This window comes from Shewanella sp. P1-14-1 (assembly GCF_001401775.1).
Lineage (GTDB): Bacteria > Pseudomonadota > Gammaproteobacteria > Enterobacterales > Shewanellaceae > Shewanella > Shewanella japonica.
This window is the reverse complement of record NZ_LKTL01000002.1, coordinates 253,622-276,534: the sequence shown is the minus strand read 5'-3', so window position 1 is coordinate 276,534 and position 22,913 is coordinate 253,622. Positions and strand designations below refer to the sequence as shown.

Sequence of the window (22,913 nt, the reverse complement as noted above, 5' to 3'; positions counted from 1 at the left end):
CTTAATAGTCAGGGCTTTTTTCGTACATAGTTAGTCAAAATTTAGTACAGCGAAAGACAGTGTGGACGATATGCCCATGTGAAAGTAGGCCATTGCCAAGTGCCTAATTTTTCTTTTAGAGAGCAGATAGCCCGTTACTTACGTAACGGGCCTTTGGAGTTTAATTCTTAAGTATCTAGACTGGCGTTACAGATAGTGTAAGTGTGCAAGCATGTCATTATCATGCGTATAGGTCATTAGCAGTAAAAAGTTGTATTACTAGCTATGCTAATGCGGTTGGTTACGCTGAAATGTTTAAACTAAATTAAAGCTAATGTAATTAGCACCAGCCTGTGTGGTTTATATCATTTCGTTCATTAGTTTTTTTATGATGGGTATATTGGCTTCTGGAAATTCATATTGTGACAAGGCTGAGACCTCTACCCATTTGATTTCTTGATTTTCAAGACCTTCTCCGATCCCATCAAAGTCTTTGACTAAATGTATATCCAGTAGTACATGTTTATCAGGGTAATTATGTGCTATCTCCAAAAATGAAATCGAAGTATAAACATCGAGGTTTACTTCTTCTTTAAGCTCTCTAATTAACGCTTGTGTGACCGTCTCATTGTTTTCCACCTTACCGCCAGGAAATTCCCATTTACCACCTTGATGGAGGTGTGAGTGACGCTTTGCTAATAATATTTTTTGTTCATTATTAATGATAACGCCAACGGCGACATGAATTCTTTTCATTATTACTTCCGGTAGGTTAATGCTTGAAGAAGTCACCTTCATCGAATCCTTCTGTATCTAATGTTTCGTGATCAAACTCTGGCTTCACTGGAATAGCATGTTTTTCACTAGCCCAATCTCCTAAATCAATCATTTTACAGCGTTCACTACAAAATGGCTTAAATTTAGACTCACTGTTCCATTGAACATTTTCTTGGCAAATCGGGCATTTAACTGAAATTGGCATAATTCATCTCTCTAACTAATACAGTGAGATCCTAAAGAATTTATTGGCAAGTAGCTAGTTTGAATTTAATTTGTTTGTCGGTATGCTTTTGAGAATCAAAATTAACAAAGTGAATGGCAAACCGGCTTTTATGACCGCTGATGGTAGGGTAACAACCTTGAGATTGTGATAGTTTTACTCTAATAAGTGACAAGGTTTGTGGACTGGTTCCTTGATAGAAGCCTTGTTCTGCCTCTGAGGTTCTAAATTCAGCAGTACTTCGAGTTAGTTCTAGCAATAATGTAATAGGTTTCAAAATAGGTTCAAAATTTGCTATCCATGCTTTTAAATCTTTTTGTCTTTCATGCCAAGGCTTTGAAAGCCAAAAATGTAGTTGAGGTAAATCAAAATTGCAACATGCTCCAGGCATACCAAAACGCTGCTTTAAAGCGGATATAAACCTATCTTGCTTTAACTTACAGCCGATACGGTCGTTACTTTGCAGCGGAGCTTTTGCTGCTTGAAGTTGGTCAATTATTGATTGTATTTGTTGTTTATCAACATGAGGTAAAGCATGCCATTTTGTTAATACAATTAGCTGCTTATCGATGTCTTTAAGAATATCAGAACGGTAATCACAACGATCTGTTAGTTCAGCAAGCGAAAAAAGAGGGTAGAAACAGTGGTGCTGCTGGTCATCATTGACATGACTGTTAAGCTGATCTGCTAAATATTCGAGTCTTAGGTAACTACGCGTTTTTTCATTTAATGGTTGCTCATAAATCAGATCGTTATTCATTGTTATTATCTATGCTGAAGATGCTTGGGCTAAATATCTCAAATGTAATAACTGAACAGTGTCTCGTAATGCCTCGGGAGATTGAGTATTCTCAATAACGTTATCTGCTTTAGAAAGTCTCGTATTTCGGTCTATTTGGCTGGCTATAATACGTTCAACTTGAGCTGATTCGACCCCGTCTCGTTTTGCTGTTCTGGCTATTTGTTCATGTGGTGGAATATCCACCACTAAAGTCGTATTGACTAAACTATCTAACCCATTCTCAAATAGCAAGGGAACAATCATAATTACATAGGCTGATTTAGCACTTTCTACCGCTAGGAGCATTGCGTTGCGGATCATTGGGTGTAGTAGGTTATTTAACCAAAGCCGTTCTTCCTCATTATCAAATACAATTTCTCTTAACGCTGCTCGATCGAGCTCTCCTGAAGGCTGCAATAGTTTTTGGCCGTGACGAAGAACGATTTTTTTGAGTCCATCGCTTCCTTTTTCAACGACTTTCCTTGCGATAATATCCGCATCTACAAGTTCAATTCCTAATTCAGCAAATTGATTTGCAATTGTGGTTTTACCTGAACCTATTCCACCTGTAAGTCCGACGATATATTTAGACATATTGCGCTCTAATTAATATAAGGTTCCAAGGTACCAATTGATAATATCTTGTCCCCAGACTAATGCAATCCAGCCTGCTACCGCTATGTATGGGCCAAATGGAATCGGGTTTTCTCTCGATAAATTTTTCAATAACATCATCGTAATACCGACAATGGCTCCTACTAACGAAGATAGGAGGATGATAAGCGGTAAAAATTGCCAGCCTAACCAAGCACCAAACACGGCTAACAATTTGAAATCGCCATAACCCATGCCTTCTTTGCCTGTAACTAGCTTGAACAACCAAAACACAGACCAAAGACTTAAATAACCAGCAGCTGCACCTACAATGGCATCAGTAGGGCTTGCATAGATACCTTTAAGATTAATAAGCAAGCCAAGCCACAATAAAGGTAAGGTTAACTGATCCGGTAGTAGCATTTCATCTAGGTCAATACCTGTTAGTGCTATCAGTATAAACGTCAGTATTGATGCAAATAGAAACTGCCAGGTAGGTCCAAAGTGCCAAGCAAGCACCGCAACTAAAATGCTTGTTATTAATTCAAATAGAGGGTATCTAGCGCTAATTGCTGCTTTACAATTAGCGCATTTACCTTTTAGTAAAATCCAACCTAAGATAGGTAAATTATGCCAAGGTTTGATATTATTTTTGCATTTCGGGCAGGCTGAGCCAGGTACAACTAAGTTATATTTTAGGGGGTATTTGTCTATTGGCTTATTTAAACGTTTTTCACCGACTTCTTTGACGATGTCTGGGTGGTATTCTGATAAATAAAAGTTACATTCACTTTGCCATTCACGTTTCATCATCACTGGAAAGCGGTGGATGACGACGTTTAAAAAGCTGCCAATAGTGGCAGCAAAGATAAAGCTAATTGTCATAAAGAGCCAAGGTGATTGGCTCATTGATGTTATGAAGCTAGATACAAATTCATTCATGACTTTTCTTATTCTTATTGTTTTTAAGCTTTAGCCGACAACGTTACCCATTTCAAAAATAGGTAAATACATACCGATAATCAAACCACCAACAATTGTGCCAATGACAACCATCATGATTGGTTCAATCAGGCTTGATAAGCCATCCACGGCATCATCAACTTGCATTTCATAAATGTTTGCAATTTTATTAAGCATGTCATCTAAACCACCAGACTCTTCGCCGATCATTACCATTTGTATAAGCATGTCAGGGAAGATACCTGTGGTTCTCATTGCTACATTCATTTGCATACCAGACATGACTTCTTGGCGGACTTTTAATAATGCTTTTTTATAAACGGCATTACCGGATGCGCCAGCAGCAGACTCTAAACCATCAATTAATGGGACACCCGCGGCAAAAGTTGTTGCCAGCGTGCGCGCAAATCGAGACATTGCTGCTTTATGTAAAATATCACCAATTGCGGGTATTTTTAGCAATGCGACATCGACTTGATCTCTAAAGCCTTGGGAATTTCTATGTGCTCTTTTAAATGCATAAATTCCGATTATTATAGCAACAGCAAAGTAGTACCACGAACTTTGCAGCCACTCTGAAATACTGATGATCATTTGAGTAAATGCTGGTAGCTCGGCACCAAAACCATTAAATATTTCTTCAAACTGAGGGACTACAAATAATAATAGTAATACCGTAACTGCTATAGCTACGATAACGACAGCTGCAGGATAAAACATGGCTTTTTTAATTTTAGATTTTAAGGCCTCAGCTTTTTCTTTATATACAGCAATGCGATCGAATACCGCATCTAATGATCCTGAATGTTCACCAGCAGCGACTAAGTCAACATAAAGATCATCAAAATATTGTCTATGGGGACGAATAGCATCAGATAAAGGAATACCTGATTGAACATCGGTCAAAATACCTGATAATAACTCACGCATTTTAGCTTTTTCATGCCCCTTTCCAAGCAACTCAATAGTTGTAACAAGTGGAACACCTGCGGAAAGCATAGTAGCTATTTGGCGAGTAATCATTGCGATATCCATCGCGGTGATTTTTTTCTCTGATTTAAATAGTGGAGTCGCTTTTTTTCTTACGCCTTTAGGTGTTACACCTTGTGCTTTTAAAACACCGCGTATTTCAGCAATCGAAGTGCCGCGTAACTCGCCAGATGTTCTTTGACCATCCCTATTGACACCTTTCCATTCAAAAGTGAAGGTTTTTGGTTGGAGCTTGGTGTCTTTTTTTGTTCTTGGCTTTCTTTTTGCCGCTGCTGTTGCCATAAAGCAAATCCTTTTCTATTTATTATGTGCAATCAATGCTTAACGTAAATTTACAGCTTAGTTAATTAAAGCTTGTAACGCGATTCACTTCAGCAATACTAGTAATGCCTTGAGTGACTTTAAGTAAACCTGATAAACGTAGATCTCGCATACCACTTTGTGTTGCTTGTTTGGCTATTTGCAGAGAGTTACCTCCTTCCATGATGGTACGAGCGATTTCATCTGTCATTTTCATTACTTCGTATATACCCACTCGACCTTTATAACCGCCAGAGCAATGGTCACAGCCAACCGGTTTGTAAACCGTGAACCCGTTATTAATTGAGTTGTCGCTGAAACCCAGGCGTTGTAATTCTTCTGTGGGAACATCTTCTGGAGATTTACACTCAGGACATAATCGTCTTGCAAGTCGCTGAGCGATAATTAAATTCACTGAGCTAGCAATATTATAGCCAGGTACACCCATATTGATTAATCGCGTTAAGGTTTCTGCAGCAGAGTTCGTATGCAAGGTAGATAATACTAAGTGACCTGTTTGTGCGGCTTTAATTGCAATTTCTGCCGTTTCTAAATCACGGATCTCACCGACCATCACAACATCAGGATCTTGCCGCAAAAATGATCTAAGTGCTGAAGCAAATGTTAACCCAGCTTTTAAATTGATATGAACCTGATTAACCCCTTCAAGGTTAATTTCCACAGGATCTTCTGCTGTTGAAATATTTCGCTCTTCCGTATTAAGAATATTTAAGCCTGTATATAACGAGACTGTTTTACCAGAACCTGTAGGCCCTGTTACTAATATCATTCCTTGTGGTTTAGCGAGCATTTCTTCATATAGAAGACGCTGATCATCTTCATAGCCAAGTTTTTCAATACCTAACTGCGCAGAAGAAGAGTCTAAAATACGCATTACAATTTTTTCACCCCAAATAGTTGGGAGTGTACTCACACGAAAATCGATAGATTTAGTACGTGATAGCTTCATTTTAATTCGGCCATCTTGCGGTACACGGCGCTCCGCAATATCTAATTTCGACATGACTTTTAAGCGAGCAGAAATTCGGCTTGAAAGATTGACTGGGGGCTCAGAAACTTCATGTAAGATACCATCGATTCTAAAACGAATACGGTAACGTTTTTCATAAGGCTCGAAATGTAAATCTGAAGCACCTTTGCGAATTGCATCGGTTAGAATTTTGTTTATATATATAACTATTGGTGCATCATCACTGCTTTCTGATGGCTCTTCTTCTTGTGAAGTATCTGTAACTTCAATACCAGCTAATGCTTCTTCATCCATGCCATCAAGGCCGAGACCTGAAATATCATCTTCAAGTACTTTCTCAAGAATGGTATTGAGCTTATCATCTTCTACAATGATTGCTTCGGCATGGAGGCCTAAACTAAATTGGAAGTCTTCTAGTGCAGCAATATTCGTTGGATCTGAGGTGGCAATGTAGAGCCTATTACCGCGTTTGAAAAGTGGCAAACAGTTATGGGTAGCAATAAGTTTTTTGTTAAGAATGTCTTCAGGTATATTTGCTACATCAAACTCTGATAAATCTAATAGTGGAGAACCATATTCTTCATAACAAAGTTCTGCAATTTCTCTAGCGGTAAGTAGTTTTGATTTTATTATTGTAGTTACAAGAGATATCTTAGATTTTCTTGATTGGCCTATAGCTGTTGCAACTTGCTCTTCTGTCAATAAGTGTTTTCTAATAAATATAGTAGAGAGGCCTAAGTTTAACCCTGATGACGGCATATTTTTTTGCTCAGCTAACATAGTGATATTTTTGATTATGGCATATAAATTTAATGCATCCAAAGACAAAAAAGGCAGCGTTAGCTGCCTTTCTTCTTAGCTCTCTATTGTTATGGAGTAACAGCTGCTGCTCCACAGCTTCCTGGTCTAAATTTAGCTTCTAGATCTGTTGTGCAACCCCAAACGCCTTCAGCTGTTCTTGTTAGGGTAAGTTTTTTACCTGCAAATTTATCTGCATTACCACCAACAGCTGTACATTCAATTACAGTTGTTCCTGTTAATGCGATGTCACAATAAGTGCCACCAGTTGCAGTTTGCCCAATGTAACCGGCATCAGCAGCTGTCACTGAAGGTGTTTTACCTTCATTTACTGCAATTTCAAATGCAGATTTTAATCCTGAAATTTCAGAGTAAGCAGATCCGGCTTGTGACTTAACTGTGTAATCTTGGTATGCAGGCAATGCGATTGCTGCAAGAATACCGATGATCGCTACTACGATCATTAATTCAATAAGAGTAAAACCCTTAGCGTTTTTCATTTGGTTAATGCTTTTCATTTTTGTCTCTCTCTGTATTGCTTCGGGCTTGTTCTTATCCTTGAAACTTAAAATTATTAAAGGCCCTTAATAATTTTAAGTGGTGTCCTATCACCACAATCCTTCCGACATTAGTAAACTAGTGTTCTTATTAAAATGGTAATGCAGTTACGAGACAGCTAAATAACTCGCTTCTCAGGGAAACCAGTCATAAGCCATATCGTTACATTAGTGTTAAAGGATAGAGTAGCGTTGGAATATTCGCCACTTTACCTTTGACCACAATTAGCAGTGCAACATATTTGCTACATTGTTAACGGAGTGTTCAGCTGAGAGTTAGTACTTAAAAATTACTTATCAAAGTAATTGTTTGTTACCAAGGTAACACTTTGAAAAGTCATTTGTTAAAGCTTGCGTCTCAACATTAACTCGTCTGTAGTGAACGTTATTATAAAGTTACTAAAAAGGGAATACTTTATCGATGTAAAGTGCGAAAAAAGCGTTTTTTGCTGGTTTTATTTCATTGAAACGACTCGGTAGGTAACATTTTTGTGACAATGTTTGCTTAATTTGAATAATAATTGACTGTTGAATTAGTTTTGTCAAAATTATGGCATTGTTAAACAGCCTTTATATATAGAAATAAGTACTATATATATGAAGCTTAAATAATGGTAAGACCTCTCAAGGTATTATGAGGAACTGGAATTCAATTAAAATCGCAAGCATGAACTCCCGCTTCAAATAAGAAAGCAATGAGCAGGTTAAAGGTTAGGATGACAGTATATGTAGCTCATTTTATAGCCTAAATAGCAGTATTATTGTCTCAGAGAGAATCAGATGAAGGCTTCATATAGATCGATGTGCCAATGTTTAGACATGTTATTTGTGCTCGTGAAATCATAACCATAGCCATAGCCATAGCCATAGCCATAGCCATAACCCTAACCAAAGTCATATTCTCTATTTGAAGTGAGTAATCGCTGAAGTTATTAGAGAAAGCTGATTCCGCACTTTTTGGGAGCACTAGAAAGGTATTAAAAAGCCTGCCTCAAGCAGGCTTCATAGAAACATCAAGGTTTAACTGTTAGTTGTGCCAATATGTTGATGTCATTTGTTATAAGTACCTAAATGCTAATAACTGTGTTTCTATCTATATCAGTAACGAGTTCGCCGATATTTATGATTTTAGACGTAATGATAAATCAAGCGCTTTAACATGCTTGGTGAGTGCGCCAACAGAAATAAAATCAACGCCAGTTTTTGCAAAATCACTGATGGTGTCGATAGTGACGTTACCAGAGACTTCTAATTTAGTATTAAAGCCTTTTTGCTTAAATTGTTCATTTAGTGCTACTGCTTCAATCATCATAGTGACATCAAAATTATCGAGCATAATGATGTCTGAGCCAGCTTCTAAAGCTTGAGTTAACTCATTAATAGACTCAACTTCAACTTCCACGGGTTTATCAGCCGCTAGTTTTCTCGCTGTATTGACAGCCAGCTCAATATTACCGCAAGCCATAATATGATTTTCTTTTATTAAAAATGCATCGAATAAGCCGATTCGGTGATTTTTACCGCCACCACAGGTGACTGCGTATTTTTGTGCTGTGCGAAGTCCTGGAATGGTTTTACGCGTATCAAGCAGACGAGTGTGTGTGCCTGCTAATTTGTCGACATAATGCTTGGTTAAACTCGCTACACCAGATAGCGTTTGAATAAAGTTCATTGCTGTGCGTTCGCCAGTTAAGATTGCTCTAGCTGGCCCTGAAAGCTCACATAGTACTTGGTTAGGAACTAATAAATCACCATCATCAACATGCCAATGTAAAGCGACTTCGCCACCAAGTTGGTTAAATACTTGCTCTGCCCAAGCTTTACCGCAAAAAACACCTTCTTCACGGGTGATAAGTTCGGCTTCTGCATACTTTTCAGCAGGAATAAGTTGCGCTGTGATATCTGCAGCTAACATGTCTTTTGGAGTATGAGACGGATTGTGTCCTAGATCTTCATCAAGAGCGGTTTTCACTGCGTGACGGATGTCATTTTCAATCATGTGATTTGTCCTTGCTATAACAGCTGCATCAAGTTGGTCAATATATAATGAAATCCAACTGATAATAAAACAGGTATGCGAGCAACTTTACCACAGTTGTCATTTCAAAATATAGCGCTTAACTGATACATTAAGCTTGTATACTCGCAACGCAGAAACAAGCTTAGTGATTAAATTCATTATGTATATAACAGCCCATTAAAGGTTGTAGTTCAACGCTGATAATAAGAATAGATTATGAACAAAAGTATTCATGCAGGCTGGCACCGAAAAGCCCGCATATGTAAGTCACCTCATTTTAATCAACGACCCCTACATGAGGTGAGTGGGTTAATTATTCATAATATCAGCCTTCCCGCTGGCTGCTTCGGTTTACCGCACATTGATGGCCTTTTTCAAGGCTGTTTAGATGTCAGTGCCGATCCTAGTTTTGAAGAGCTTGCGGGTCTTGAAGTCTCTGCGCACTTTTTAATACGTAGAGATGGCGAGTTAGTGCAATATGTCAGTTGTGATGACAGAGCATGGCATGCTGGAGTGTCGAGTTTTGAAGGTCGTGACAATTGTAATGACTTTACGGTGGGGGTCGAACTTGAGGGAACAGACGATGCACCTTATACCAATGAGCAATATCAAGTTTTAGCTGAATTAACCTTGGAGTTGTTCAATGTATACCCTATGCTTAATCAAACTAGAATTGTAGGGCACTGCGATATAGCACCGGGGCGAAAAACCGATCCTGGTGATAGTTTTGATTGGTCACGATATTTTAGTTTATTAGCAAACCGTGGTGCCAGCTAATACCACTGATTAAATGATGTTCGGAATCTAACAGTAAATGTCTATTGTGTCAGTGGTTTTTATGATGTTGTCAGCTGGTATACTTTAAAAGGTAAGGTCAAGTAAGTCTTTGTTATAAAATCATTTTTAATTGTAGTGTTGAACTTGGTTTTGCGTTTATTCGGTAACTTTATTTTTGTTTAGTTTGCAGGAGTCACATGGCACTTTTTTCGTTATTAATTGCAATCATGGTCGAAAGACTCAAGCTACTTCCTGCAAGTTGGCAATTTGATTCAATGCTCGCTAAATACCAGTCTTTATTTTGGAAAGATAAGCAACTTGATTCAGTTATTTGGGTTTCTGTTGTTATCCTTATTCCTGCGGTTATGATTTTTCTCTTGTTAGTCCTCTTAGATGGTCTCGTTTATGACTTACTGACATTATTGCTATGGGTAGCAATATCCATTCTTTGTTTTAGCCATCAAACTCTGCGTAATAACTTCAAAAAATACATGCTAGCGGCGTGTCGAGGAGATGTACAGGCCTGTTACCATTATGCCGAAAGCCTAGATTGTGCTGAATGCTTAGATGCTATTGATGAAAAAGATTTGGGCCAACAAATAGGTAAAACAGTGGCTTGGGTTAATTATCGGTACTACGGTGCTGTAGCATTATTTTTGATCTTCTTTGGGCCAGTTGGTGCGGTGCTTTATTGTACGGTACGTTTTTATGACCAACATAATCAGTTAAACCAACTCAACATGCCTTTTATTAGTCGATTACTGTTTTTACTCGACTGGCTACCGAGTCGCATTTTTAGCTTTGGTTTTGTATTAAGTGGTCATTTCGCTTCAGGCATTGCCGAATGGCGTAAACAGGCATTCAGTGCCAGCAATCATGCAAAAAATATTGTCACCCGTACAGCCATAGCCGCTGAAAGTATACCTGAATCAACCTCGGCGCCTGTTTGTGTGCAGCCAACGCTGGCATTATTAGCATTAAGTAAACGTAACTTTATTTTATTACTGACAGTTTTGTCGGTACTCACTATCTTCGGTGTGGTGAGTTAATACATCATCAAGTTTATGCGTAATTAATGCATAACTAATATTTATTTGAAATAGAAAAACAGTTTTTATTTTATAGACGATTAGCATTTAAATTAGCTGCTAAAGTTTACTAGAAATGCGCTTTATATTTTAGCCGCTAACGACATTGAAACATTCCGTATCCCCTCAGTGGTTGCGTTTGTGAAATGGTCAGACCCCTTAAAAGTTTTTTTTCGTTATGCTCATAGCACCTTAAGAGTTGTGATGTTTTAAACTTTTAGCCAACATCCATTCAACACTAGCCTAACTAGACATCAATTGTTTGATTTGATAAAGTGCGCTATCTCATATAAATTGGTAAGACCAATTGACAACGGAGCTGAGGGCCAAATGGCTTATAGCAAAATAACCCAGCCAAAAATTTCAGATGTGATCATGGAGCAGCTAGAGCGCATGATCCTCGAAGGTAGCTTGCAACCAGGGCAAAAATTACCGCCTGAGCGTGAGCTTGCCTTGCAGTTTGAAGTGTCTCGTCCTTCTCTGCGTGAAGCGATTCAAAAGTTAGAAGCCAAAGGTCTGCTAATGCGCCGACAAGGTGGAGGTACTTACGTCAAAGAGCAACTTTGGCAAAGCCTAGCAGATCCTATTGTAGAGCTGATGCATAACGACTCTGAAAGCCAATACGACTTATTGGAATTTCGTCATGCTACAGAGGGTATGATGGCCTATTTTGCTGCGCTTCGTGGAAACGATGCCGATATGCAAAGCATCAAGCGTTCAATTAATGAAGTTGAAACGGCAAGCAATATTGAAGCTCAAGCCGATGCGATTGTGCGATTTTATCGTGCAGTTGCAGAAGCATCGCACAATGTGGCGATGTTACACCTAGTACTCAGTTTAACCCCTGTGTTGCACAAAAACGTGGCACAGAACTTAGAGCTTTTAAGCCGTCGCGAAGAAGCCTCTACTATGGCGAATGAACACAGGCGAGCATTACTCGCTGCGATTGTTCGCCGTGATCCTGATGCGGCACGTGAAGCCTCGAACGAACATTTAAGTTACATCGAGGAAGTCATGTTGTCAGTGAGGGAAGAAGACAGTCGGTTGCAGCGTAGCTTGCGCCGTTTAAAGAGCGGTGTTTGATACAAAATATAGTGAACATCACTATAGATTGACCGAAACACATTAATTATCAGTATCTAGAGAAGGACAGCGACATGTCTGAAGATATGCTACAAGACTTAGATCCATTAGAAACTCAAGAATGGGTAGATTCCCTGCAAGCGGTATTAGAGCAAGAAGGCCCTGAACGTGCGCATTATCTACTTGAACAGTTAATCGATAAAGCGCGCCGTAATGGTACTCATCTACCTTACAAGGCAACGACCGCTTATTTGAATACCATTCCATCTGGCCAAGAGCCACATATGCCTGGTGATCAGGAAATGGAGCGTCGCATTCGTGCTATCGTTCGTTGGAATGCCCTTGCAATGGTATTACGTGGTTCTAAGAAAGATTTAGAGCTAGGTGGTCACATTTCTAGTTTTGCCTCTAGTGCGACTATTTATGATGTGTGTTTTAACCACTTCTTCCGTGCTCCTAACGCAAAAGACGGCGGCGATTTAGTGTATTACCAAGGTCATATCGCACCGGGTATCTACTCTCGTTCTTTCCTTGAAGGTCGTATTAGCGAAGATCAAATGAACGGATTCCGTCAAGAAGTTGATGGTAAAGGTCTGTCTTCATATCCGCATCCCAAATTAATGCCTGACTACTGGCAGTTCCCGACAGTATCGATGGGCCTTGGTCCGATTCAAGCAATTTATCAAGCGCGTTTCCTTAAGTATCTCACTGACCGTGGTTTAAAAGATTGCTCTGAGCAAACGGTTTACTGCTTCTTAGGTGATGGTGAGTGTGATGAGCCTGAAACATTAGGTGCTATCGGTCTTGCTGCTCGTGAAGAATTAGATAACTTAGTCTTTATTGTTAACTGTAACTTGCAGCGTCTTGATGGTCCTGTTCGTGGTAACGGTAAGATCATTCAAGAGTTAGAAGGCGAATTCCGCGGCGCAGGTTGGGAAGCAGTTAAAGTGATTTGGGGTCGCTACTGGGATCCACTACTTGCACGTGATACTAGCGGTAAATTACTACAGTTAATGGAAGAAACCGTTGATGGTGAATACCAAAACTGTAAAGCTAAAGGTGGCGCTTATACACGTGAGCACTTCTTTGGTAAATATCCTGAAACTGCCGAAATGGTTGCTAACATGTCAGATGATGACATTTGGCGTTTGAACCGTGGTGGTCATGATCCAGTTAAGATTTATGCTGCATTACAACATGCTAAAAATACTAAAGGTCGTCCTACAGTTATCCTTGCTAAAACAGTAAAAGGTTACGGTATGGGTGATGCGGGTGAAGGTAAAAACATCGCGCATAACGTGAAGAAAATGGGCGTAGAATCGCTTAAATACTTCCGCGATCGTTTTAATATCCCAATTAGCGATGATCAGTTAGAAGATATTCCTTACTACCATCCAGGTGCTGACTCTGAAGAGGTTAAATACCTTAAAGCGCGTCGTGAATCACTCCATGGTGCGATGCCAACTCGCCTTGAGAAGTTCTCTGAAGAGTTAGAAGTACCATCGCTTAAGATTTTTGACTCAGTGCTGAAGGGCTCTAATGGCCGTCAAATCTCAAGCACGATGTCATTTGTTCGTATTTTGACTGCGCTACTAAAAGACAAGAAAATCGGCAAGAACATCGTACCGATTATTCCTGATGAAGCACGTACTTTTGGTATGGAAGGCTTATTCCGTCAGGTGGGTATTTATGCCCATGAAGGACAAAAATACGAGCCGCAAGATTCAGATCAAGTTGCTTACTACCGTGAAGATAAAACCGGTCAAGTATTACAAGAAGGGATTAACGAATTAGGTGCAATGTCATCTTGGGTCGCAGCGGCAACAAGCTACTCAGTTAACGATACTCCTATGATCCCATTCTACATCTACTACTCAATGTTTGGTTTCCAACGTATTGGTGACATGGCTTGGGCTGCAGGTGATATGCGAGCGCGTGGCTTTATGGTGGGTGGTACTTCTGGCCGTACTACCTTGAATGGTGAAGGTCTTCAGCATCAAGATGGCCACAGCCATGTTTTAGCAAACACTATTCCAAACTGTATTTCTTACGATCCTACTTACGGTTACGAAATTGCTGTGATTGTTCAAGACGGTATTCGTCGTATGTATGGTGAGCAGGAAGACGTGTTCTACTACCTGACTACTATGAACGAAAACTACGAACAACTTGCTATGCCTGAAGGCAGCGAAGAAGGTATCGTTAAAGGTATCTACAAGCTAGAAAGTCATCAAGGTAGTGGTAAAGGTTCAGTTCAGTTAATGGGTAGCGGCACGATTCTAGAGCAAGTGCGTAAAGCGGCTGTCGCTTTATCAAAAGACTTCGGAATTAGCGCAGATGTATTCAGCGTGACTAGCTTTAACGAGTTAACACGTGATGGCCAAGCCACTGAGCGTTACAACATGCTTCATCCAACTGAAACGCCAAAAGTGCCATATATCTCTGAAGTGTTATCAAAAGATGCACCAGCGATTGTCGCAACAGATTATATGAAGATTTACGGCGAACAATTACGTGCTTACATCCCGACTGATTACAAAGTGTTAGGTACTGACGGTTTCGGCCGCAGTGATAGCCGTGAGAATTTACGTCACCACTTTGAAGTTGATGCTAAGTTCATTGTTATTGCTTCACTTAAGTCTCTTGTCGACCGTAACGAAATACCAGTTGATGTGCTAACTAAAGCTATCAAGGAATACGGTATTGACGTTGATAAGATCAACCCACAGTTCGCATAGAGAGAAACAAAATGGCTGAATTAAAAGAAGTTTTGGTTCCTGATATCGGTGGTGATGAAGTTCAGGTTATTGAAGTCTGTGTTGCAGTTGGTGATGAAATCGCTGCAGAAGACTCAATTCTTACGGTTGAAAGCGATAAAGCAACCATGGATATTCCAGCGCCGTTTGCCGGTACTGTAGCCGAGTTAAAAGTGGCTGTAGGCGATACCATCGCTGAAGGTAAGCTGATTGCGATGTTAAATGCAGCTTCTGCGGCGGCTCCTGTTGAAGCACCACAAGCAGCGCCACAAGCAGCACCAGCTCCAGTAGCACCTGCGGCTCCTGCTGCACCAGTTGTTGAAGCTCCTGTAGCGCCTGCAGCTGGTGGATCGCAAATCATTGAAGTGGCAGTGCCAGATATTGGTGACGCTGAAAACGTTGATATTATTGAAGTTCTGGTTAGTGTGGGTGAAACCATTGAAGCCGATACCGGTTTAATCACCTTAGAAACTGACAAAGCGACGATGGAGGTGCCAGCACCTTCAGCAGGCGTGGTGAAAGAACTTAAAGTTGCCGTTGGCGATAAAGTGTCTCAAGGCTCATTAGTATTGATGCTTGAAGTTGGCGCATCGGCTCCTGCTGCAGCTGAACAAGTTGCCACAGCTCCTGCAGAAGCAACACAAGCTGCTGCGCCTGCTGCTAGCACTGTTGAAGTGAAAGAAGTTACGGTTCCTGATATTGGCGATGCATCGGATGTCGACGTTATTGAAGTTTTGGTTGCCGTTGGTGATGTGCTTGAAGTGGATACGGGATTAATTACCCTTGAAACGGATAAAGCGACGATGGAAGTGCCTGCACCATTTGCTGGTAAACTTGTAAGCTTAACAGTAAATGTGGGTGATAAAGTTTCTCAAGGTAGCATTATTGCCACTGTCGAAACGACTTCATCTGCAGCCCCTGCTCCAAGTGCGCCAGCGCCTGTACCGGCTGCAAGCAAACCTGCTCCTGCAGCAGCACCTGCTCCAGCTAAGGCTGCACCAGTGCCACATCATCCAAGTGCGGGTAATCAACCTAAAACGGGTGTGGTACATGCTTCACCTGCTGTACGCCGCTTAGCGAGAGAGTTTGGCGCCGATTTAACGTTAGTTAAAGGCACCGGACGTAAGGGCCGTATCTTAAAAGAAGATGTACAAGCCTTTATTAAGTATGAGCTAAGTCGTCCTAAAGCATCTGCTGCAACTTCTGTTGCTGGTGGCGCGGGTGGATTGAATGTGATTGCTGCGCCGAAGGTGGACTTCAGTAACTTTGGTGAAGTTGAAGAAGTGCCGTTAAGTCGTATTCAGAAAATCTCTGGACCTAACTTACATCGCAACTGGGTTACGATTCCACATGTGACGCAATTTGATGAAGCTGATATCACTGAATTAGAAGCATTCCGTAAAGAACAAAATACACTTGCTGCTAAGAAGAAAGCGGATTACAAAATTACGCCGCTTGTCTTTATGATGAAAGCTGTAGCGAAAACATTGGCTGAATTCCCAGTGTTTAACTCAAGCTTAAGTGCTGATGGTGAATCATTAATTCAGAAGAAATATTTCCACATTGGTGTGGCTGTAGATACACCAAACGGATTGATGGTACCAGTTGTTCGCGACGTTGATAAGAAAGGTATCGTTGAGCTATCTTGTGAGTTAATGGACATTTCAGTGCGTGCTCGTGACGGGAAGCTTAAGTCTGCTGATATGCAAGGTAGTTGTTTCACTATCTCAAGTTTAGGTGGCATTGGCGGTACGGCATTTACCCCAATTGTTAACTATCCTGATGTGGCTATTTTGGGTGTATCTAAGTCTGAAATGAAGCCTAAATGGAATGGCAGTGATTTTGAGCCTAAGTTGATGTTGCCATTATCGTTATCATACGATCACCGTGTGATTGATGGTGCAATGGCTGCGCGCTTTAGCGTCACATTATCTAGCATTCTTAGCGACATCCGTACGTTAATTTTGTAAAGAGAAAGGCTGCTCAATGTGAGCAGCCTTTTTTATCTCGTCACAGGATTGTGATCAGTGTCAAACAAAGGGTAAAATGCGGCCACCTTACAAGATTCAATAATGACCCCATTTTGCAGTTTGGACGGTTTTTCCGCCAACAAGAGAAAAATAGAGGAAAACATGAGTAAAGAAATCAAAACTCAGGTAGTAGTACTTGGTTCAGGCCCTGCAGGCTATTCAGCAGCATTCCGAGCTGCAGATTTAGGTTTAGAAACAGTTATCGTTGAGCGTTTTAGTACGTTAGGTGGTGTTTGTTTGAATGTGGGTTGTATCCCGTCAAAAGCATTACTACATGTCGCTAAAGTGATCGAAGAAGCAAAAGAAGTTGCTCATCACGGTGTTGTATTTGGTGAGCCAACGATTGATTTAGAAAAATTACGCGGCTTTAAAGAAAAAGTAGTGGGTCAATTAACAGGCGGTTTAGGCGGAATGTCTAAAATGCGTAAAGTTAATGTAGTTAATGGCTATGGTAAATTTACTTCATCAAACACCATGGAAGTTCAAGGTGAAGATGGCGTTACAGTGATTAACTTTGAACACGCAATTATTGCTGCAGGTTCACGCCCAATCGAGCTACCGTTCATTCCACATGAAGACCCACGTATCTGGGACTCTACTGATGCACTAGAACTTAAAGAAGTGCCAGGTAAATTATTAGTTATGGGTGGCGGTATTATTGGCCTAGAAATGGGTACCGTTTATTCATCAATCGGTAGTGAAATTGATGTGGTTGAAATGTTTGACCAAGTCATTCCTGCTGCTGATAAAGATATCGTTCGTATCTTCACTAAGAAGATCAAGAAGAAATTCAACTTGATGCTTGAAACGAAAGTGACAGCGGTTGAAGCAAAAGAAGATGGTATCTACGTTACTATGGAAGGCAAGAAAGCACCTGCTGAGCCTGTGCGTTATGATGCTGTATTGGTTGCAATTGGTCGTACACCAAATGGTAAATCAATTGATGCTGAAAAAGCTGGCGTAAATGTTGATGAGCGTGGTTTCATCAATGTTGATAAGCAGTTACGTACTAACGTACCTAACATTTTCGCTATTGGTGATATCGTAGGTCAGCCAATGTTGGCTCACAAAGGTGTGCATGAAGGTCATGTGGCTGCTGAAGTTATTTCAGGTCTTAAGCACTTCTTCGACCCTAAAGTAATCCCTTCGATTGCTTATACAGACCCAGAAGTAGCATGGGTTGGTCTAACTGAGAAAGAAGCAAAAGAACAAGGTGTTGCATACGAAACTGCAAGCTTCCCTTGGGCTGCAAGTGGCCGTGCTATTGCTTCTGACGCAAGTGATGGCATGACTAAGTTAATCTTCGATAAAGAAACTCATCGTGTGATTGGTGGTGCTGTTGTTGGTGTTAATGGTGGTGAATTACTAGGTGAAATTGGCCTAGCAATTGAAATGGGTTGTGATGCTGAAGATTTAGCATTAACTATTCATGCTCACCCAACCTTACATGAGTCTGTCGGTCTTGCTGCCGAAGTTTATGAAGGTTCTATTACTGATTTGCCAAACCCAAAAGCAAAAAAGAAAAAATAACTAGCAACTCATTGTAGCTATTTGTATCAAAGCACCTTACGGGGTGCTTTTTTTTGATCAATTTTTACAATATGGTGATATATTTAAAATGTGTATCAATTGAGTTTTAGATAGTTGTTGGCATGAAGCCAGTTTATATTTTGCAAGGAAACTTCCAACGTTACGAATAAATCATTTTCCAGAGTAATAATTAACAAATGATAAATCGCGTTAAACAGTTTTTAAGTTTCATTTTTCTAACCATTTTATTTTGTAACCAAGCTTCAGCTGTAAATGTTGTCCAGCGACTTTTTAATGCCCAAGATGGGTTAATTAACTATTCGATTAATGATATTACTTTTGATGATTATGGTTATGTCTGGCTTGCAACTCAGCAGGGGTTGTATCGTGTCAGTAGCTCTGCAATTCGCAGAATTGACCAACCTAATAGCGCTGATGCTCTCAGTTATCAAAATATCAAATTGCTGATTAAAGTCGGTAAAAATCATTTATTACTCAACAGCAATTTCTCTTTAACCCTTTACGATATTTCGACAAACCAATTCTCTGATCTGCTTATTGATTCACCTGACAGCTTCTATAACGATCCTATTTCAGGTTACACAAGGCTTGCAAACGGAAGTGTGGTGTTATTAACCAATGCTGGGCGAGTATTGCTGCTTGATAACGAGTCTTTGCAGCTAACCTTGTTACACTCACTCGATGAAAATGTGGCTTGGAACAGTATTCATCAATGGGCTGATAACACTTTTTTATATTCAAATAGCCTTGCTATTGAACTTAGAGATGCTCAAGGGACACTGTTATCTCAAATTGATTGGGATATAAAAAATACCTTTATTCGTGGCTTATTTATCGATAGCAAAGATGATATTTGGGTATACAGTAATAAAGGCTTATTCCTTGTCGATATTGATAAAAAAACCATTAACCGCATGGCTATTGCCCCCTTTAATATTCATCAATTGGTAGAAGATAAGCAAGGTAGTTTATGGATGTCGACGACTTCTGGTCTGTTTTCTTGGCAACCGCATACCGACGAGATTAAATCTTATAAAGAAGAGTTAAAGCGTGATGCTGATATTGATTACATTGACGATGTTGCCGTTGATCAGCATGGGTTGATTTGGCTTGGCGGTTCTGGTGAAGGATTGGCTTTATTAGCGCTAAAACCTGATTTCTTACTGGATTACTTTAACAAGGCCTCTAAATATAAACTCGTCGATGAGATGATATGGAGTGTATTTGCTCAAGACGATAAGTTATGGCTTGGCGGTGATGGTGGATTGAATATTGTCGATAAACAAGCTGTTGCTTCTAGTTTGCATCTCCCAAATGGTTTTCAAGCAAGTGATTCAGTTTACAGTCTATCTGAGTTAGAGAGTCAATATGTTTCACTCGCGACCACCAATGGCGTGTTTGTGTATGACAAAGATACGAATAACGAAGTCGACTTTTCAACATTTGCTCCTAACAGTGACGGCCTTAGAGGTTCGCAGCTATTCACCTCTTATAACGATCCCCTGATTGATGGGCGAATTTGGTGGGGTACGTTTGATAAAGTCCATTATTGGCAGCCTGGGTTGACTGATATTAAACAAATATCAATATTCAATGAAGGTGAGCGAAATACCCGAACCAGTATTAGCAGCGTTTATCGTGATGATGAAAACACGCTATGGGTCGGGGGAGATAAATATTTAGGTTATTTAACCAATCAGAATCAATTGAACTCGTTATCAGACATTTTGGTGAGAGAATATCCAAATGCTAGTGTGAATAACATCAATCAAATTGACGATGATACGTTGTGGTTAGGGACTTACCAGGAAGGCTTACTTCGATTTAATACGAAAACCCATGACATTGAATCAATGAACAAATTATGGGATTTAGACTGCAGCACTGTGTATTTTATCCAGCAAACTGATCGCTATAATCTCATTGGTTGTGAATCGATTTTAATCCGCCACGATCCCCTTAAAGATGTCGTAGACGTTTTCTCTGTGAATGATGGTTTTACGGCATCAGAGTTTAATGAAGCTGCATCCTTTTATGATCCCAAAGCGGGGTTATATATTGGTAGCCCTGACGGGGCAATGCTGGTGGATGTTGATAAGCTTGAGCACCGAAGTCAAAGCCATGATATTTCATTGGAATCGATCTCAGTTTTTTACGACGATCAAACCGAGCTGTATTTACTGCCAGACTCATTCAACACTGTCAGACCTGATGCCAAACTGATTAGTTTTCAAATGACCACATTTGATTATATCGATACGGCGCCAATTAGTATCAAATATCGTTTAGTGCTGGATGGTTCAGCTAAAAAGCCTAACTATATTCTTCTTGAAGGGCAGACACAGGTCAATATTGCTGACTTAAATGCCGGCGTATATACCTTGGAGCTACTGCATAAACAGCAGGGAATATGGTCGACAGAACCGTTTCAATTTCAATTCAAAGTTAATGAATATTGGTGGGCATCGCAGTGGTTTAAAATGTTGGTGTTATTAATCGTTTTATTAACTGCATTCACATCAGTTGTTTTGCGTCAAAAGCAAGTTAGGCGGGTATTAAAGATTAATACGGCGCTTCGGGAAAGTGAAGACAAACTCCGTCAATCTCTGCGGGGCAGTGATTCTGACTTGTGGGAATGGAACAGTCACTCAAATAGTATTTTATTCGAAAATAAAGCCGGAATTTTAGGCGATAAATCTCAGTTATCTTATCTCGTACCGGACTTGCCTATTATCGATGAGGATAAAGAAGGTGTAACTCGCCATTGGATGGATTTACTCAAAGGCAAGCAAGACTCGATTGATATTGAGTTTCGATATACCCGAGCCGCCGGCATTCTAGGTTGGTTACGTATCCGTGGACGTGCAGTCAAAGTCAATGATGAAACAGGGCAAGTGGAGAAGGTTGCGGGTATTTATACCGAAGTGACAGAGCAGCGAGAACTTCAAAGTGAAATTGATTTACTCGCAAAAGCCTTCGAGAATACCTCCGAAGGAATGTTAATTCTGGATGCTAAAAAGCACATCAAGGTCATTAATGCTGCAGCCAACAATTTGGTAGGCGCTGAAGAAGAACAATTGATTGGACAGCCTTTTGAGTCTCTGCTGCACAAAAGTAACCCTGAAAATGACATAGATGTCTTAAAGCTTGTAGAAGGCATCTGGAATGGCGAATTGACATTTATACGCCAGCCAAATGATAAGTTTCCTGTATGGGCCAATATTTCGGTGATGACTGATAAGCATCAGGTTATTCAGCATTATGTGGTGGTGTTTTCTGATATTACGTTACGTAAGCAAAATGAACTTAACTTACGCAATCTAGCCAATAATGATGTATTAACAGGGCTATCGAACCGTTCCATGTTTAATCGGCAATTAGCACGAATTACTTCAGGCGCTCATGGCTCCAATGAACGATTAGCGTTATTGTTTCTCGATTTAGATCGTTTTAAGCACGTGAATGATTCATATGGTCATAGTATGGGGGATGCGTTATTAGTCGAAGCCGCTAAGCGTATTCAACGAAGTGTGGGTAGCGAGCATCTTGTGTGCCGATTTGGTGGTGATGAATTCGTTATTCTATTAAGGCAAGTTGAATCAATCGACGAGATTAACTTGGTTGCTGAAAAAGTCCTTAAGCAAATTGCGGCACCTTTTAGGCTATTCTCACGAGAGTTTTTCGTTTCTACTAGTATTGGTATTAGCATGTGGCCTGAAGACACTTTGGACCCTGAAACTCTGATTAAAAATGCTGACTTAGCAATGTATCACGCCAAGGAAGAAGGGCGGGGGAATTTTCAATATTATTCAGCAGAGCGAAACGCAGAAGCGCAATACCATTTATGGATTGAATCGGAGCTCAGAAAAGCCATTGAGAATAACGAACTGCAACTGTATTACCAGCCGCAAATTGATATTTTAAGAGGTGATAAATTTATTGGGATGGAGGCGTTGATCCGTTGGCAACATCCTGAAAAAGGGTTTATTAGACCTGATGTATTTATTAAAGTTGCCGAGTCCTGTGGTTTGATTATTGATATTGACCGTTGGGTGTTACGTCAGGCTTGCACTGATGGTGCTCGCTGGCATGCCTTACATGATGAGCATTTTCAGTTATCGGTTAATGTCTCAGCAGTGCAATTTAGGCAAGTGGATTTCATTGATAGCCTAAAAACAATTTTGGCCGATACTGGCATGCCACCTCAATGCTTAGCTGTTGAAATCACCGAAGGTGTTTTAATGAAAGAGTTGCAAGTAGCAAATGCACATTTGGCACAATTAAAAGCGTTAGGGATAGAAGTGGCGATTGATGATTTTGGTACTGGGTATTCATCACTGGCTTATTTACGAAACTTTGAAGTTAATACACTTAAAATTGATCGGTCATTCTTGATTGATATTGTTAATAACGAGGCCGACCAAGCGATTGTGAGTAGTATTATAGAATTAGCTCGTAACCTTAAATTACATGTGGTTGCAGAAGGTATTGAGTCTTACGATCAAATGGAGCAAGTATTCAGCCGTGGCTGTTATATCATTCAAGGTTACTATTTTGCTAAGCCGATGCCACGTGACGCGTTTGATGCATTTATCGGAATTTCAAAGGCGGACTCATAAACTAGCGAATACATTCCAAATACGATAATGCAAATA

Annotated in this window: 16 protein-coding genes; 7 read left to right on the top strand and 9 right to left on the bottom strand. The window is 40.2% G+C overall.

The window, feature by feature from the left end; translation table 11 throughout:
* Positions 1–339: 339 nt before the first annotated feature.
* The 9 genes from mutT to nadC form a co-directional block, all read right to left on the bottom strand.
* Entirely contained in the window at positions 340–735 is a 396-nt protein-coding gene (gene mutT, locus AN944_RS02280) for an 8-oxo-dGTP diphosphatase MutT (RefSeq protein ID WP_408005067.1), read from the bottom strand.
* A gap of 16 nt (positions 736–751) precedes the next feature.
* Positions 752–961 (bottom strand): DNA gyrase inhibitor YacG, encoded by a 210-nt coding sequence (gene yacG / locus AN944_RS02275; protein WP_055022953.1) that lies wholly within the window; start codon positions 959–961, stop codon positions 752–754.
* Positions 962–1,001: 40 nt separating this feature from the next.
* The gene (zapD, locus tag AN944_RS02270; RefSeq protein ID WP_055022952.1) at positions 1,002–1,739 is read right to left on the bottom strand and encodes a cell division protein ZapD; all 738 of its coding nucleotides are present in this window, start codon (positions 1,737–1,739) and stop codon (positions 1,002–1,004) included.
* 9 nt (positions 1,740–1,748) lie between these two features.
* Positions 1,749–2,354: a dephospho-CoA kinase gene (gene coaE, locus AN944_RS02265; RefSeq protein WP_055022951.1), complete on the bottom strand. Its 606-nt coding sequence runs from the start codon at positions 2,352–2,354 to the stop codon at positions 1,749–1,751.
* Positions 2,355–2,366: 12 nt separating this feature from the next.
* The gene (locus AN944_RS02260) at positions 2,367–3,296 is read right to left on the bottom strand and encodes an A24 family peptidase (RefSeq protein ID WP_055022950.1); all 930 of its coding nucleotides are present in this window, start codon (positions 3,294–3,296) and stop codon (positions 2,367–2,369) included.
* Between the two features lie 30 nt (positions 3,297–3,326).
* Complete coding sequence (locus AN944_RS02255) at positions 3,327–4,589, bottom strand: type II secretion system F family protein (RefSeq protein WP_055022949.1); 1,263 nt, start codon at positions 4,587–4,589, stop codon at positions 3,327–3,329.
* Between the two features lie 61 nt (positions 4,590–4,650).
* Positions 4,651–6,357, bottom strand: coding sequence for a type IV-A pilus assembly ATPase PilB (pilB, locus tag AN944_RS02250; protein ID WP_055022977.1), 1,707 nt, complete (start codon positions 6,355–6,357; stop codon positions 4,651–4,653).
* Between the two features lie 110 nt (positions 6,358–6,467).
* Positions 6,468–6,914, bottom strand: a complete 447-nt coding sequence (locus AN944_RS02245) for a pilin (RefSeq protein ID WP_055022948.1) — start codon at positions 6,912–6,914, stop codon at positions 6,468–6,470.
* 1,159 nt (positions 6,915–8,073) lie between these two features.
* The gene (gene nadC, locus AN944_RS02240; RefSeq protein WP_055022947.1) at positions 8,074–8,952 is read right to left on the bottom strand and encodes a carboxylating nicotinate-nucleotide diphosphorylase; all 879 of its coding nucleotides are present in this window, start codon (positions 8,950–8,952) and stop codon (positions 8,074–8,076) included.
* 237 nt (positions 8,953–9,189) lie between these two features.
* On the opposite strand from nadC, the gene ampD reads away from it, so the two are divergent.
* The 7 genes from ampD to AN944_RS02205 all read left to right on the top strand — a co-directional run bounded on the left by ampD (position 9,190) and on the right by AN944_RS02205 (position 22,877).
* Positions 9,190–9,750 carry a 1,6-anhydro-N-acetylmuramyl-L-alanine amidase AmpD gene (gene ampD, locus AN944_RS02235; RefSeq protein WP_055022946.1) on the top strand — a complete coding sequence of 187 codons (561 nt, stop codon included), beginning with the start codon at positions 9,190–9,192 and terminating at the stop codon, positions 9,748–9,750.
* Positions 9,751–9,947: 197 nt separating this feature from the next.
* Positions 9,948–10,799 (top strand): beta-lactamase regulator AmpE, encoded by an 852-nt coding sequence (ampE, locus tag AN944_RS02230; RefSeq protein WP_055022945.1) that lies wholly within the window; start codon positions 9,948–9,950, stop codon positions 10,797–10,799.
* Between the two features lie 369 nt (positions 10,800–11,168).
* Positions 11,169–11,921 (top strand): pyruvate dehydrogenase complex transcriptional repressor PdhR, encoded by a 753-nt coding sequence (gene pdhR, locus AN944_RS02225; RefSeq protein ID WP_055022944.1) that lies wholly within the window; start codon positions 11,169–11,171, stop codon positions 11,919–11,921.
* Positions 11,922–11,995: 74 nt separating this feature from the next.
* Entirely contained in the window at positions 11,996–14,659 is a 2,664-nt protein-coding gene (gene aceE / locus AN944_RS02220; protein WP_055022943.1) for a pyruvate dehydrogenase (acetyl-transferring), homodimeric type, read from the top strand.
* Between the two features lie 11 nt (positions 14,660–14,670).
* Positions 14,671–16,647, top strand: a complete 1,977-nt coding sequence (gene aceF / locus AN944_RS02215) for a dihydrolipoyllysine-residue acetyltransferase (RefSeq protein ID WP_055022942.1) — start codon at positions 14,671–14,673, stop codon at positions 16,645–16,647.
* A 162-nt stretch (positions 16,648–16,809) separates the two neighbouring features.
* On the top strand, positions 16,810–18,237 hold the full coding sequence (gene lpdA / locus AN944_RS02210; RefSeq protein WP_055022941.1) for a dihydrolipoyl dehydrogenase: 1,428 nt from the start codon (positions 16,810–16,812) through the stop codon (positions 18,235–18,237).
* A 197-nt stretch (positions 18,238–18,434) separates the two neighbouring features.
* A complete protein-coding gene (locus AN944_RS02205; RefSeq protein WP_055022940.1) occupies positions 18,435–22,877 on the top strand; it encodes an EAL domain-containing protein in 4,443 nt (1,480 codons plus the stop codon).
* The last annotated feature ends 36 nt before the right edge of the window (positions 22,878–22,913 follow it).

Coding starts and splice junctions, on each gene's coding strand:
- AN944_RS02245 (WP_055022948.1), bottom strand. CDS start 6,914: ATGAAAAGCATTAACCAAATGAAAAACGCTAAGGGTTTTACTCTTATT.
- yacG (WP_055022953.1), bottom strand. CDS start 961: ATGCCAATTTCAGTTAAATGCCCGATTTGCCAAGAAAATGTTCAATGG.
- aceF (WP_055022942.1), top strand. CDS start 14,671: ATGGCTGAATTAAAAGAAGTTTTGGTTCCTGATATCGGTGGTGATGAA.
- aceE (WP_055022943.1), top strand. CDS start 11,996: ATGTCTGAAGATATGCTACAAGACTTAGATCCATTAGAAACTCAAGAA.
- AN944_RS02260 (WP_055022950.1), bottom strand. CDS start 3,296: ATGAATGAATTTGTATCTAGCTTCATAACATCAATGAGCCAATCACCT.
- nadC (WP_055022947.1), bottom strand. CDS start 8,952: ATGATTGAAAATGACATCCGTCACGCAGTGAAAACCGCTCTTGATGAA.
- AN944_RS02255 (WP_055022949.1), bottom strand. CDS start 4,589: ATGGCAACAGCAGCGGCAAAAAGAAAGCCAAGAACAAAAAAAGACACC.
- mutT (WP_408005067.1), bottom strand. CDS start 735: ATGAAAAGAATTCATGTCGCCGTTGGCGTTATCATTAATAATGAACAA.
- pdhR (WP_055022944.1), top strand. CDS start 11,169: ATGGCTTATAGCAAAATAACCCAGCCAAAAATTTCAGATGTGATCATG.
- pilB (WP_055022977.1), bottom strand. CDS start 6,357: ATGCCGTCATCAGGGTTAAACTTAGGCCTCTCTACTATATTTATTAGA.
- lpdA (WP_055022941.1), top strand. CDS start 16,810: ATGAGTAAAGAAATCAAAACTCAGGTAGTAGTACTTGGTTCAGGCCCT.
- ampD (WP_055022946.1), top strand. CDS start 9,190: ATGAACAAAAGTATTCATGCAGGCTGGCACCGAAAAGCCCGCATATGT.
- coaE (WP_055022951.1), bottom strand. CDS start 2,354: ATGTCTAAATATATCGTCGGACTTACAGGTGGAATAGGTTCAGGTAAA.
- zapD (WP_055022952.1), bottom strand. CDS start 1,739: ATGAATAACGATCTGATTTATGAGCAACCATTAAATGAAAAAACGCGT.
- AN944_RS02205 (WP_055022940.1), top strand. CDS start 18,435: ATGATAAATCGCGTTAAACAGTTTTTAAGTTTCATTTTTCTAACCATT.
- ampE (WP_055022945.1), top strand. CDS start 9,948: ATGGCACTTTTTTCGTTATTAATTGCAATCATGGTCGAAAGACTCAAG.